This window comes from Sphingobacterium sp. UGAL515B_05, assembly GCF_033097525.1.
In the GTDB taxonomy this organism is placed as follows: domain Bacteria; phylum Bacteroidota; class Bacteroidia; order Sphingobacteriales; family Sphingobacteriaceae; genus Sphingobacterium.
The window spans coordinates 3229782-3243830 of sequence record NZ_CP109907.1 but is presented as its reverse complement, the minus strand read 5'-3'; the positions used below and the strand labels follow the sequence as shown (position 1 = coordinate 3243830).

Here is a 14049-nt window from a genome sequence, read left to right as displayed (position 1 = left end):
TTCATTTTAATCATTATGGATCAAACAAACTATTTTGTCGTTCTTACAGGAGGACCTGGAGTCGGTAAAACAACCTTATTAAAAGAATTACATAAGCGGGGATTTAGCATGGTGGAAGAGGATGCGCGTCGCATCATCAGAGAACAATTGGAAGCCGATACAGATGGACTGCCCTGGAAAAATAAACTTCACTATAGCAGGCTCATGCTAGCTGCTTCATCTGCTAGCTATTTGGCGCAGCGAAAGAAAAACACAAAAGACTACGTGTTTTTTGATCGTGGAATCCCCGATACACTGGCTTACATCACGATGGAAAATCTTGCCTTCGAAGAAGAGATATTACAAGAGGCAAAAAAACTACGGTATCACAACAAAGTTTTTATCCTCCCCCCCTGGAAGGCTATTTACGAAAATGACAATGAGCGGAAACAAACTTGGGCAGAAGCTAAATATACCTTTAAAGTGATGCGGGATACCTACCAGAAACTAGGCTATGAAACCATCGTTGTTCCGCAGACAACTGTCAGGTAACGTGCAACGTTTATCCTTCAAACATTGGATCAGCAAAGCTATTGATCCTGCAATTCTTTTTCAATACGGCGATCAGGTATAAGCCACATCACAGCGACTGTTCCATACATGAGCAAACTGACATAGGGGTTAATAAACGATAGCCCTATCCCCAAAAAGTAAAGAGTCGTAGAAATATTCTCCTTAACTTTCGATTTGACAGCTCTTTTCAATGCAGATTCTTCCCCTTCGATTTGAATCACAAAATATTCAACAATATGATATGCGATGGAACACATGATCAGAACAAAGCCATAGGCAATAATTGGGTCTCTTTCAAAATGTGACTCGCCAATCCAATTCGTTGTCACTGGCATTAATGACAACCAAAATAATAAATGCAAATTACTCCAAAGAACCTTCCCGTTCACTTTACGAACAATTTGGAACAGATGATGATGGTTATTCCAATAGATTCCCACATACATAAAACTTACGATATAAGAAATAATTTTGGGAAATATAGGTTTGAGGCTCGCAAAAGTAAATCCTTCCGGCACTTTTAATTCAAGTACCATAATCGTTATAATGATGGCCAAAACACCATCACTGAATGCTTCTAACCTGCCTTTAGTCATTTTTGAAGATCGGAGTTAATAGCTGATACTGCAGGCCTAAGCGGAATACATTTAATCGTGCCACACCGGGATCAGCACCAAGCATCCCGTTGTTATAATCCTTCAATCCCCATGAATAACCGGCAAACACAGTATAACGGTCATAATTTACATTAAACTGTAAACGAGGGCGTAGATCCAAATCGATAACCTTGCCTCTGTCACGATCAAAACTTGTTTTATTTCCCTGTTTATCTTCAATGCTACCATTTTCTTTGATACTCAGCGTTTTCGCAATATCCATACCCAACTGAATATCCATTGTCATCGGCTCAAAAAAGACACGATAGCCAACAAAAGGATTAAAATTGATAAATTGTTGATTGAGACGGGTTTGGCCTCGACTTCCATTCATAAATTCATTGCCCTCCAAATCAATCTTTGTCTGCAATCGTTCATATGCACCCTCTAAACCTAATATTAGGTTATTGGCAAAAACATAACGGTAGTTTAAAGCGCCACCAATATTGATTCCATATTTTTTTCCATAAGGATTATTGGTATAATAGTCCTGCTGCGTAGATCCATTCAACGTGCTCTTTGCTTCGGTTCCGGATCCCGTAAAGTTGGACACACCAGAGGTAACTCCCACACGAAGCTCATGTGATTGTGAGAAAGCCATAAAATGGGTTACACCAGCAAAAAGTCCGACAAGTAAAAATCTCTTCATCATAACCGAAATATTAAATTAAAATCCCTTAAAAAAATTGCATGTATTCGACTGTTAAAAGTAAGAAAATTTCTGCGATTGAACTTATTTCCGTCTTTTATTTTTCTTTGAAAATAACGATCGTCTATCCGAGAAAAATAAAGCTGTATTGTCCCCATCTTTTGGTCATAGGATTGCACAATAAGTCAATATTTATTGAACTACATCAATGGAAATGAATCAATTCCCACTTAATTTTGTAGTATCACAAATAAAAAGACTAGTTCGTATGAAGTACATTTTAGACAAACCGGTGTCTGGCCATATCACGGAACAGAAATATAAGACCACCATCCAATGGAGAAACGGAGAATTTATCACAGACGAACCTGAAAAACTCGGCGGTAGAGATCTTGGCCCCGATCCGTATACACTACTAGTTTCTTCTTTGGTGTCCTGTACTTTAGCGACGCTAAGAATGTATATTGATAAAAAAGGTCTCGCTATCCAAGGTATTTCCGTGAGTTCAAATATGTATCTCCGAATAGAAAAAGAACAGGTGGTCACCTATTTCGAACGTGAAATCTCATTTGATCAAACCTTGGCGACAGAAATTGCGGAACGTCTCAAGCAGATAGCAGAAGAATGCCCAGTTTCCAAAATCTTAAAAAACACGGCTGTTGTCCAAACCACGATCCATACAAACATGCAGTCTTAAAAATTTAGCGCTATGAGAACTTTAAGCTTTGTTGTATTTGGAAAAAATACAGACATCCTTCTAACGCTGAAGCGAATTATCGAGAGCAATACGAGCTGGCATGCCATTGTTCAAGAGGAGCTGGGTGCCTGTAAAAGTTACCTTAGGGATAATCCCGTAGACGTCATTTTATTGAGCTCAGGTCTTTCCCAGCAAGAAGAAAAGGAAATCACCGATCATCTTTCTCTTTTAAATTATCCGATCGGCTTAATACAACACTACGGTGGAGGAAGCGGCCTTCTAAAAAATGAAGTGTACAGCCTTTTTCCTGAATTAGTAACTGAGTAATTAGCGATTACAATTAATTAAATGCCCTGCATCTAATTAAATAAATAAATTAATGAAATCATGAACACACAAAACTTTATAAAAAAAGGACTTTTAGGTTCCGGCATATTCACAAAAAACTCTTCCGCTGGAGATGTCTTACAAAATGATATCGATGAAATAGAACCATTGGAAGCTTTGGAATCAAACGCTATTGAAAACAAAATATCCAAATTGGAAGATCACAGTGTACTGCATAAAGCGTCCAGCCGAGGCTACGCCAATCATGGATGGCTCAAGAGCCATCATACTTTCAGCTTCGCCAATTATCACAACCCGGAGCGTATGCACTTCGGTGTATTACGGGTACTAAATGATGATATGGTGGCTGAAGGAAGAGGTTTTGGCAAACATCCACACGATAATATGGAAATCATCAGTATTCCATTGGAGGGTGATTTAGAACACGAGGATAGCATGGGTAATAAAGCGATCATCAAAAAAGGAGATATTCAGATCATGAGTGCCGGAACGGGTATTATGCATAGTGAATACAATAAAAATGATGATCAAATTGTAAAATTCCTACAAATATGGGTATATCCAAATAAACGAAATGTAACACCACGATACGATCAAATCACGCTAGATGTCAGTCAGCGACACAACAGGTTTCAACAGATACTTTCGCCAGATCCAACGGATGAAGGGGTCTGGATCCATCAAGATGCCTGGTTTCATCTAGGTCATTTTGAAAAAGATATCGAAACGAACTATCAGATTAAACAAGCAGGCAACGGTGTTTACATCTTTGTACTTAAAGGAAGTGTTACAGTAGAAGGACAAGCATTAGAGACCCGAGATGGCTTCGGTATTTGGGATGTCTCAGAAATCAGTTTAAAATCTACTTCGGCTGATACTGAAATTTTACTGATGGATCTTAGCATGGCGCTAAATTAATCACACCAATCAGTTACGATAAAAAGAAGGGGGATCTATAAAGATCCCCCTTCTTTTTATCGTAACTGATTTAGAAAGAAACAGAATTTAGCTTCTTGTCTACTAAAATACCATCTATCGCTTTCAGATTGAAGTTGACATTACGTTTCGCTTTTAATTTAATCTTAAATAAAACTTCAGATCCATTCAAGGTCTCCTTGTTACCTAGATTAACAAAAGTAGCATACAGAGCCTTACTTCCATTGGTGTGAAGACGATCGTTGCTATAATTGTTCATCTCTTTTAAATGCAAGGACTCAATACCGACATACTCAAAATCACCCTGATTGTAAGGAAGGGCAAAACTAAGTGCATTGACAGCTTTAAGATTCTCTCCACTAACACTAATCTCCACAATATCGCCTGACTTTAAGGTCGTCTTTGAGGGAACCAATTTTAATTTACCACTGACCTTTTCTTCTTTATTTGGTTTCGCACCACCTTCTATGACAACAGCAACATTGGAAATATCATAAGCGTCAATCAGATTATTTTTATTGACATCGCCATTGCTGACATAACCTTCGAAATCTCCATCTCCCAGTCGCAATCCCGTATAGTTAATGTAGGAAGTCAAGTCATTATGATCGATCAATCGGTCATTATTAATATCGCCCGGTAAGTAGCTTGACGATCCTGGTACTTTAAACACATATAATTCTCTTCCTGAACCAAAACCTCCCACAGCTTCAGAAACTGAAATTTTAATAAATCGAGCCACCGGATGGGTTCTAAAATCAAAACGTTTCATTTCGCCATCACGTTTCCAATCAAAACTACCAGCTTCCGTCCAGGTGTCCTTATCGTTGCTATAGAATACTTTTCCTTTTAAAATGATGCCATTTCCGCCATCGGTTCTTGGAAGATACTCAAACTTATCCAATTGATTAACGGATTTTAGATCTAAGGTCATATCAAACGGAACCGCTGTCTGTCCCCATTTTGTATGCCACATATCCCCCTCGTCATAATTGAACAATTTATTGATACCATTTCCACCTTGGTTATCCACAGAAGTCTCTGCTTTGATTCCTTCGATGGCAAATTCCAACGGGTTTGCTTTTGTTCTTGCGGCAAATGTACTCCAATCTGAAACACCAGATTTATTGACAGCTCTAATTTTAAACTGGTAATCCGTTTCCGCGGCCAATCCTTCGAATAGCAATTGACTGTCTTTGATGGTCGAATAGATCAGATTATTGAATTCAATTTCATAATAATCAGCATTTGCAACCTTTTCCCAGGTTGGCGTTAAGGTATACGCTTGTGTATGTTGATCTGTGATAACAGCTTTGGGCGAGGTCAAAGCACCAGTCTGAGCCAGATAGTTGTCTGCAGGAGCATATTCGAAACCCTCCAATTGTACTTCTATTGCGGTCGATGAGACATCCTGTTTGGCTAGTCGTACCAACAACATCGGATTTTTCACCAAAGGTACTTTTTCAAATTCAGATCCCTTGGTTGCAAACTGATTCAGGTTTGGTTGTGCGTCATAGAAATATACGTTTTCAGAAGTATTAAACGCATCTATACTATTCACTTCTTTAAGTTTGCTATTTTTCCCATTGACCTTTACTGTCAATTTCTTCGGTGCTTTGCTAACGTTGAAACGAATTTCCGTAGACTTCATTTTCTCAAAACCGTCAAATTCGCCTTGCGTTGGAGCAATCGCAAAAACAACTTTATTGTTGTTTAACTGCGAAGTTATGGATGTACTTGCCCCCTTACCATAACGGTAGGCCTCTGTCTTTCCATCATCATCATATTCTAGGAAACTAGAGCTTCCATAAGGATATACTTCATAAATACGTTGATCTTTTTTGATTTCCAGCACATTATTATTTGGGTTGGTGACCGGAATAATGGCTCCATTTTTCACGAAAACAGGCAGCTTCCAAATAGGCACATTAAAGTTATTGATAATACGCCCTCCCTGGTATTTTTCACCCGTAAAATAATCAATCCATTCACCATCCGGCAGGTAGATACCATTGCGCATATCATTTCCTTTCTCATCCACACGTGTTTCCTGGTAAATCGGTGCTACAAGGAAATTTGGACCATAGAGGTACTGGTATTGCGTTGCCTTTCCAAGCGTATAACTATTTGCTTGCTCTAAAAACATAGCACGAATGATAGGTAGTCCATCTACTGCTTGTTTCGCAACACTATAGCTATAGGGAACCAATTGAGATTTCAATTTCAAATACAGACGATTGATAGAAGTAGCCGGCTCACCCAAAGCATGCGGGTATTTCTCGTTCGATCCCCAGCCATCCATATTGAGTTCCATTGGTGTCCAGGTCTTCCATTGGAAATCACGAATATTCACCTTAAAGTTTTTACCACCAAAGATCCCGTCCATATCGGAGGTAATATTGGGCTGACCTGAAAGTCCCGAGCCGATATACGTTGGTATATGGAATCGAATATACTCCCATACGCCTCCAGTCTGGTCGCCCGACCAGATACCGGCATAGCGCTGTGTGCCTGCCCAACCATCCAATGAAATAATAAATGGACGAGCGTTGTTACCATAGTAAGGCATGGTATGTCCCACATCAGCGACCCCATTGAGACCAAAAGAGTATCCAGGACCAACCCAGGCCACATCCGTTTTTAGGACTCTCACCCCCGCATCCCGAACCTCTTTTACGATATCACGTTGTAGTAATGCACTTATACTATCTTTGGGATGAAGATCAGACTGCGTCCATAAACCGATTTCTACACCATTCTTACGTGCATAATCGCCAAACTCTTTCAAATTTTGGATATTTCCATCTAAAGATTCCGTTTGGCCATAGCCAGCACCATAGCCATCATTTGGAAGAATCCATCCCAAAGGCATATCATGAGCCTTATAACGATCAATTACAGCGCGAGCCGAAAATTGATAATTGTTTTTCTCACCGTTCAGCGATTCTTTGATTCCGCCATTGTCCTTTTGACTTTCTTTATAGCGTTTGCCGTCTTCAAATAGAATTCCCTTTTCATCTTCTTTCCAAAAATCGCGGTTATAGGCATTAAGATGCCCCTCATACAAACCAAATTTCGGTAGAAGAATTGGGTTGCCCGTCAATTGATAGAAATCGTTGAGCAAGGGTACTATCCCGTCATTAATCATAAAAAAGACATCCAGATAATCTGTGTCATGCGCCAATTTTACTGTCCCAGGGGTTTTGGCTCCAAAGGCATAACTTCCCTTCTTAAAGGTATGCCACATAAAACCATACCCTTTGGTTGACCAATAATAAGGGGTTGGAGAGGCAACACCACCATCGGTCCAGCTGTTCTGATTTTCGATTGCAATCACTTTTCCCTTATGTGAAAAACGCCCATTTTGAACGCCACCACCAAAAAAGTATTCATCCGCATTTTCCTTCAATTCAACGCTTACTTGTTTCTCTTCGAAAACAATTGGCTTTAAGCTTTCAACGACAATTTTATTGCTTTTCCGATTGAGGATACTAAACTGAGAAGTCTGTTTATCCATTGAAAAAAGAATATCATTCGTGGCGATGCTGACCTTATTACCTTCATCCTTTACCTCAAGCCCAGTGACTGTTTTCCGAGGTTGCTCTACCAATATTTTTGCTTCGGGTTTTGCTTCGGGATCACGGATAATACCGCCATGAACATCCTGGAACATCCTAAAAATATGATTACCGTAGAAATCTAAAGTAAGACGTTGACCATTATCGTATACAATCTCGACTGTTGTCGGATTAATTTTCTGAATCGTGATAATACGGTTTCCTTGATCGCGACCTATTGTATTATAATAATTGATCGTACTTACTTTAGCGTCAACTCGAGAGGGTTGAAAAATAAAAGGAGAAGCCAATCCCATCAGTAAACTGATTTGTGCTTTTGTGCTCCAAAAAGATATCTTCATGCGTATGATTTATAATGCATTAAATTAACATAACAATAATACAATAGTAAATCGAAGTAAAAAAGGGATTATGGAATGCAAACGATTGTCCAATAATAATGTTGCAGGATAGCGGCGGTTTCGGAACAGCTGCCGATGGACAGGGCTCACCGACGGTCCTGTGCTGCGATAACCGATAGTCGGAGGATAGGCAGTGATGGTCAGTGGCCGAAGTGTAATGGCCATGGAAGTATCCAAACGAAAGAAGCCCTTGACTGTTTCCAGCAAGGGCTTCCGTGTAAAAAAAGGCACCGACCTACTCTCCCACCTGTTACGGCAATACCATCGGCTCTGGCGGGCTTGACTGCTCTGTTCGGAATGGGAAGAGGTAGACACCGCCGATATAGGCACCTAAAAATCTTTATTGGCATGATCTATGATATTCTATCATGTATCATGCCAACTGACATATGTATTGAAAGAGGTTCGTTTCCTGTATGTTTCAAAAATTAAAGAGGAAGACAACAGTGTCTGTCTGCTTGAGAAAGCTTCGGGCTATTAGTACCACTTGGCTTTGGTCTCTCAACCTTTACACCTATGGCCTATCAACGTAGTCATCTTCTACGACCCTATAAGGAAGTCTCATCTCGTGGCTAGTTTCGCACTTAGATGCTTTCAGCGCTTATCTATTCCAGACGTAGCTACCCTGCCGTACACCTGGCGGCATAACAGGTTCACCAGAGGTCTGTCCAACCCGGTCCTCTCGTACTAAGGTCAGATCCACTCAAACTTCCAACGCCCACAACAGATAGGGACCGAACTGTCTCGCGACGTTCTGAACCCAGCTCGCGTGCCACTTTAATGGGCGAACAGCCCAACCCTTGGGACCTTCTCCAGCCCCAGGATGTGACGAGCCGACATCGAGGTGCCAAACCTCCCCGTCGATATGAGCTCTTGGGGGAGATCAGCCTGTTATCCCCAGCGTACCTTTTATCCTTTGAGCGATGGCCCTTCCATACAGAACCACCGGATCACTATGTCCGTCTTTCGACCCTGTTCGACTTGTCGGTCTCACAGTCAAGCAAGCTTATGCCATTGCACTCCACGTACGGTTACCAAGCGTACTGAGCTTACCTTTGAAAGCCTCCGTTACCTTTTTGGAGGCGACCACCCCAGTCAAACTACCCACCAAACAATGTCCTCGACATAGCGAGTTAGAAACCGAATACAGAAAGGGCGGTATTTCAAGGTTGATTCCATGACTCCTGGCGAAGCCACTTCAACATCTCCCGCCTATCCTACACATCCTGTACCCAATCTCAATGTTAAGCTATAGTGAAGGTGCATGGGGTCTTTCCGTCCCGTTGCGGGTAATCGGCGTCTTCACCGATACCACAATTTCACCGAGCTCATGGCTGAGACAGCGCCCAGATCGTTACACCATTCGTGCAGGTCGGAACTTACCCGACAAGGAATTTCGCTACCTTAGGACCGTTATAGTTACGGCCGCCGTTTACTGGGGCTTCGATTCAATGCTTCTCTTGCGATGACATCCCCTCTTAACCTTCCAGCACCGGGCAGGTGTCAGGCCTTATACTTCATCTTGCGATTTTGCAAAGCCATATGTTTTTGTTAAACAGTCGCCTGGGCCTTTTCACTGCGGCTGCTCTTACGAGACAGCGCCCCTTCTCCCGAAGTTACAGGGCCATTTTGCCGAGTTCCTTAGCCATGACTCACTCGAGCACCTTAGGATTCTCTCCTCGACCACCTGTGTCGGTTTGCGGTACGGGTCTTCATAACCTGAAGCTTAGCGGGTTTTCTTGGAAGTCTGTTTACCTGCTCTATCAGCGCCACCGGAGCTTTGCTGTACTATTGGGTTTCAGCAGGGTCGGCGGATTTGCCTACCGTCCCTATACCTACGCCTTTCAACGAACTATTCCGTCAGTTCGCGGCAGTGTCACTACTCCGTCACCACATCGCAGTTATGAAGAGTACTGGAATATTAACCAGTTGTCCATCGGCTTGCCCCCTTCGGGTGCGCCTTAGGTCCCGACTGACCCTGATCCGATTAACGTTGATCAGGAAACCTTGGTCTTTCGGTGGGCGGGTTTCTCACCCGCCTTATCGTTACTTATGCCTACATTTGCTTTTCCATAACCTCCACAGTTCATTGCCAAACTGCTTCTCCGGCGATGGAATGCTCCCCTACCAGATGTACATCTTTCAGTACAAATCCATAGCTTCGGTACCGTTCTTGATGCCCGTTTATTATCCACGCCCGGCCGCTCGACTAGTGAGCTGTTACGCACTCTTTAAATGAATGGCTGCTTCCAAGCCAACATCCTAGCTGTCTGGGCAACCGGACCTCGTTAGTTCAACTTAGAACGAATTTGGGGACCTTAGCTGATGGTCTGGGTTCTTTCCCTCTCGGCCTTGGACCTTAGCACCCAAAGCCTCACTGCCGGCTATATTTGATAGCATTCGGAGTTCGTCTGGATTTGGTAGGATTTGACTCCCCCGCACCCAATCGGTAGCTCTACCTCTATCAAACTCTACGCCGACGCTGTTCCTAAAAACATTTCGGGGAGTACGAGCTATTTCCCAGTTTGATTGGCCTTTCACCCCTACCCTCAGGTCATCCGGAAACTTTTCAACGTTTATCGGTTCGGTCCTCCATTACATGTTACTGCAACTTCAACCTGCCCAAGGGTAGATCACAAGGTTTCGCGTCTACCTCATCTGACTATGCGCCCTATTAAGACTCGCTTTCGCTTCGGCTGCGTCCCTGAAGGACTTAACCTTGCCAGACAAGAGTAACTCGTAGGCTCATTATGCAAAAGGCACGCTGTCACAGGACCTGCCTGCTCCAACCGCTTGTAAGCACACGGTTTCAGGTTCTTTTCACTCCCCTGTTCGGGGTTCTTTTCACCTTTCCCTCACGGTACTGGTTCACTATCGGTCTCTCAGGAGTATTTAGCCTTACCAGATGGTGCTGGTGGATTCCCACAGGATTTCTCCGGTCCCGCGGTACTCAGGATACCACTATGTCAACATTCTTTACCTGTACGGGGCTCTCACCCTTGTCGCGCAGTTTCCCACCTGCTTCCAGTTCATAGCGCTGTACAATGTCGTGGTCCTACAACCCCGGTCATGCCGTAACATGACCGGTTTGGGCTCTTTCCCGTTCGCTCGCCACTACTTGGGAAATCATTGTTATTTTCTTCTCCTACGCCTACTTAGATGTTTCAGTTCAGCGCGTTCGCGTTTTATACGACTATTCTTCAAATAGTCAGGTTGCCCCATTCGGAAATCTCTGGATCAAGTCGCATTTGCCAATCCCCAAAGCTTATCGCAGCTTATCACGTCCTTCTTCGCCTCTGAGAGCCTAGGCATCCCCCGTGTGCCCTTATTTACTTTCTTCACCGGCATAGCCTTTTGCTACTATGCGGCTGCTTTTGATATATATACCCGTATGCTACGTAAAGATTCGTTCGGCATTCACCGAGGGTCTCCTCTCTACATCGAACACATACACGTATTGTCTCTATACTGTTGTCTTCTCTTGTAATTTTTTTTCTCTTTCAATATGTCAAAGAACTCTTTTTCCGGTATAGATGAAGTATATCGCTATATACTTCCCCGGAGATGTGGAGAATAACGGATTCGAACCGTTGACCCCCTGCGTGCAAGGCAGGTGCTCTAGCCAGCTGAGCTAATTCCCCAAACGTTTTCGTAGTCCCGAGCAGATTTGAACTGCTGACCCCTACATTATCAGTGTAGTGCTCTAACCAACTGAGCTACGGGACTAGCTTATCTTGTTCATCTCTTTCTCTCGGTCCTGCTCCCTTAGGGGCGGGCACTTTCTTCTGATGTTTTTTCTTCTGCAATCATATGTAACGCGACGAGCACCGATCTTCGATACTCTAGAAAGGAGGTATTCCAGCCGCACCTTCCGGTACGGCTACCTTGTTACGACTTAGCCCCAATTATCGGTTTTACCCTAACACGCTCCTTGCGGTAACATGCTTTAGGTACCCCCAACTTTCATGGCTTGACGGGCGGTGTGTACAAGGCCCGGGAACGTATTCACCGCGTCATTGCTGATACGCGATTACTAGCGAATCCAACTTCATGGGGTCGAGTTGCAGACCCCAATCCGAACTGTGAATGGCTTTTAGAGATTAGCATCATATTGCTATGTAGCTGCCCGCTGTACCATCCATTGTAGCACGTGTGTAGCCCCGGACGTAAGGGCCATGATGACTTGACGTCGTCCCCACCTTCCTCTCTGTTTGCACAGGCAGTCTGTTTAGAGTCCCCACCACTACATGCTGGCAACTAAACATAGGGGTTGCGCTCGTTGCGGGACTTAACCCAACACCTCACGGCACGAGCTGACGACAGCCATGCAGCACCTAGTTTCGTGTCCCGAAGGACGAGTGCGTCTCTGCACTCTTCACTAACTTTCAAGCCCGGGTAAGGTTCCTCGCGTATCATCGAATTAAACCACATGCTCCTCCGCTTGTGCGGGCCCCCGTCAATTCCTTTGAGTTTCACCCTTGCGGGCGTACTCCCCAGGTGGATAACTTAACGCTTTCGCTTGGACGCTGGCTGTCTATCGCCAACATCGAGTTATCATCGTTTAGGGCGTGGACTACCAGGGTATCTAATCCTGTTCGATCCCCACGCTTTCGTGCATCAGCGTCAATACCAGCTTAGTGAGCTGCCTTCGCAATCGGAGTTCTAAGACATATCTATGCATTTCACCGCTACTTGTCTTATTCCGCCCACTTCAAATGGATTCAAGCCCATCAGTATCAAAGGCACTGCGATGGTTGAGCCACCGTATTTCACCCCTGACTTAATAGGCCGCCTACGCACCCTTTAAACCCAATAAATCCGGATAACGCTCGGATCCTCCGTATTACCGCGGCTGCTGGCACGGAGTTAGCCGATCCTTATTCTTCCAGTACATTCAGCTAGATACACGTATCTAGGTTTATTCCTGGACAAAAGCAGTTTACAACCCATAGGGCAGTCATCCTGCACGCGGCATGGCTGGTTCAGGCTTCCGCCCATTGACCAATATTCCTTACTGCTGCCTCCCGTAGGAGTCTGGTCCGTGTCTCAGTACCAGTGTGGGGGATTCTCCTCTCAGAGCCCCTAGACATCGTCGCCTTGGTAAGCCGTTACCCTACCAACTAGCTAATGTCACGCGAGCCCATCTCTATCCTATAAATATTTAATCAACTGAACATGCGAACTGTTGATGTTATGCGGTGTTAATCTCTCTTTCGAGAGGCTATCCCCCTGATAGAGGTAGGTTGCTCACGCGTTACGCACCCGTGCGCCACTCTCACCATCTTCGAGCAAGCTCTCCGATGGATCCCGTCCGACTTGCATGTATTAGGCCTGCCGCTAGCGTTCATCCTGAGCCAGGATCAAACTCTCCATTGTAAAATGAAGTTTTTGATTCCAACTATTTATAATAATCAGAATTCTTTTTTTATATCTCTGATCTTGGATCGAATTGAACGAATTACTTGAATTTGTTCATGACTTTCGTTTGTCTACTCGTCACGCTTACATGATTGTGTTTTCTTAAAGAACTTTGTCGCTTCAACTTCCGTATCCGCTTTATTCCGATGGGCATTGCGCCACTCTTTATCGTTTTGTTTTTCCCTTCGTTTCCGTTGGGACTGCAAAGGTAGAAATCTTTTCTGAACTTCCAAAAACTTTTTTAAGTTTTTTTTCTTTCCCCTTTTTTCGATTTCCGCGTTTAAAATAAACTGAGCGGGATTTTAGATCCTGCCAGACTTCTCTTAAACCCTTCTTTTTTCATGATTCCCTCTTTCGTGGTAACCGTCCCTCCCTTGCGGAGTGGTGCAAAGATAGGGAGTTTAGGAACAAACTTCCAAGCCTTTTGTTCTTATTTATTTCATTTTTCCCTTAACTGCCTGTAACGGTGCACGATTCTTTTTGCAAAACAGGTGGTCGGAGGGCTGGAATGGCTGATCCGGCCGCCAGATTGGGCCATTCACAGAACCCAGGTCATCCTATAGCGTATGGAGGCAGGCTTCGCACTGGATCTATTATCCATTTCGTTTAATTTTTGTTAATAATTTGCAGGGGTATTACAGGGGGATAACAGGGGGTTAACAGGGGGTTAGCAGGGGTACAAGCCCTATTAACCCCCTGTTAAAACGGTGCTATACTGCTGTTAATTACAAATCAGTATACAATTTGAGCCTAAGCAACGCAACAACAGGCCTCCCCTCTTTGTCAAAACTGCCGCTGAAACAAGCAAAATATC

At 43.6% G+C, this 14049-nt stretch carries 9 protein-coding genes, 2 tRNA genes and 3 rRNA genes; 4 read left to right on the top strand and 10 right to left on the bottom strand.

Going from position 1 to position 14049, the window contains the following annotated elements:
- The first annotated feature begins 15 nt into the window (after positions 1-15).
- Positions 16-531: an AAA family ATPase gene (locus OK025_RS13180; RefSeq protein ID WP_317664333.1), complete on the top strand. Its 516-nt coding sequence runs from the start codon at positions 16-18 to the stop codon at positions 529-531.
- A 38-nt stretch (positions 532-569) separates the two neighbouring features.
- Here the strand turns inward: OK025_RS13180 and OK025_RS13175 are convergent, their stop codons facing one another.
- Together OK025_RS13175 and OK025_RS13170 are read right to left on the bottom strand one after the other, a co-directional pair.
- The gene (locus OK025_RS13175) at positions 570-1148 is read right to left on the bottom strand and encodes a TMEM175 family protein (RefSeq protein ID WP_317664332.1); all 579 of its coding nucleotides are present in this window, start codon (positions 1146-1148) and stop codon (positions 570-572) included.
- Entirely contained in the window at positions 1141-1860 is a 720-nt protein-coding gene (locus OK025_RS13170) for an outer membrane beta-barrel protein (RefSeq protein WP_317664331.1), read from the bottom strand. The genes OK025_RS13175 and OK025_RS13170 overlap by 8 nt, the downstream gene beginning before the upstream one ends.
- 265 nt (positions 1861-2125) lie before the next feature.
- Here OK025_RS13170 and OK025_RS13165 point away from each other — a divergent pair, with 265 nt between their 5' ends.
- From OK025_RS13165 to OK025_RS13155, 3 genes are read left to right on the top strand one after another with little or no spacing between them, the layout of a single operon-like run.
- Complete coding sequence (locus OK025_RS13165; RefSeq protein WP_317664330.1) at positions 2126-2554, top strand: OsmC family protein; 429 nt, start codon at positions 2126-2128, stop codon at positions 2552-2554.
- Between the two features lie 12 nt (positions 2555-2566).
- Positions 2567-2881 carry a hypothetical protein gene (locus OK025_RS13160; protein WP_317664329.1) on the top strand — a complete coding sequence of 105 codons (315 nt, stop codon included), beginning with the start codon at positions 2567-2569 and terminating at the stop codon, positions 2879-2881.
- A gap of 60 nt (positions 2882-2941) precedes the next feature.
- Positions 2942-3820, top strand: a complete 879-nt coding sequence (locus OK025_RS13155) for a pirin family protein (protein ID WP_317664328.1) — start codon at positions 2942-2944, stop codon at positions 3818-3820.
- Positions 3821-3890: 70 nt separating this feature from the next.
- Here OK025_RS13155 and OK025_RS13150 read toward each other — a convergent pair whose 3' ends face one another.
- The 8 genes from OK025_RS13150 to OK025_RS13115 all read right to left on the bottom strand — a co-directional run bounded on the left by OK025_RS13150 (position 3891) and on the right by OK025_RS13115 (position 13468).
- A complete protein-coding gene (locus OK025_RS13150; protein ID WP_317664327.1) occupies positions 3891-7757 on the bottom strand; it encodes a TIM-barrel domain-containing protein in 3867 nt (1288 codons plus the stop codon).
- A 24-nt stretch (positions 7758-7781) separates the two neighbouring features.
- The gene (locus OK025_RS13145; RefSeq protein ID WP_317664326.1) at positions 7782-8024 is read right to left on the bottom strand and encodes a hypothetical protein; all 243 of its coding nucleotides are present in this window, start codon (positions 8022-8024) and stop codon (positions 7782-7784) included.
- A 15-nt stretch (positions 8025-8039) separates the two neighbouring features.
- Positions 8040-8151, bottom strand: a 5S ribosomal RNA gene (gene rrf / locus OK025_RS13140).
- Positions 8152-8275: 124 nt separating this feature from the next.
- A 23S ribosomal RNA gene (locus tag OK025_RS13135) occupies positions 8276-11156 on the bottom strand.
- Positions 11157-11384: 228 nt separating this feature from the next.
- Positions 11385-11458: transfer RNA gene (locus OK025_RS13130), tRNA-Ala, on the bottom strand.
- Positions 11459-11469: 11 nt separating this feature from the next.
- Positions 11470-11543, bottom strand: a tRNA-Ile gene (locus OK025_RS13125).
- 120 nt (positions 11544-11663) lie between these two features.
- Positions 11664-13193, bottom strand: a 16S ribosomal RNA gene (locus OK025_RS13120).
- The 16S, 23S and 5S rRNA genes sit together here with 2 tRNA genes alongside, the layout of an rRNA operon.
- A 113-nt stretch (positions 13194-13306) precedes the next feature.
- Entirely contained in the window at positions 13307-13468 is a 162-nt protein-coding gene (locus OK025_RS13115; protein WP_201670127.1) for a hypothetical protein, read from the bottom strand.
- Positions 13469-14049 lie beyond the last annotated feature (581 nt).

Excerpts from the sequence above, each read along its gene's own strand:
- OK025_RS13180 (WP_317664333.1), top strand. The coding sequence starts at position 16 with ATGGATCAAACAAACTATTTTGTCGTTCTTACAGGAGGACCTGGAGTC.
- OK025_RS13175 (WP_317664332.1), bottom strand. The coding sequence starts at position 1,148 with ATGACTAAAGGCAGGTTAGAAGCATTCAGTGATGGTGTTTTGGCCATC.
- OK025_RS13170 (WP_317664331.1), bottom strand. The coding sequence starts at position 1,860 with ATGATGAAGAGATTTTTACTTGTCGGACTTTTTGCTGGTGTAACCCAT.
- OK025_RS13165 (WP_317664330.1), top strand. The coding sequence starts at position 2,126 with ATGAAGTACATTTTAGACAAACCGGTGTCTGGCCATATCACGGAACAG.
- OK025_RS13160 (WP_317664329.1), top strand. The coding sequence starts at position 2,567 with ATGAGAACTTTAAGCTTTGTTGTATTTGGAAAAAATACAGACATCCTT.
- OK025_RS13155 (WP_317664328.1), top strand. The coding sequence starts at position 2,942 with ATGAACACACAAAACTTTATAAAAAAAGGACTTTTAGGTTCCGGCATA.
- OK025_RS13150 (WP_317664327.1), bottom strand. The coding sequence starts at position 7,757 with ATGAAGATATCTTTTTGGAGCACAAAAGCACAAATCAGTTTACTGATG.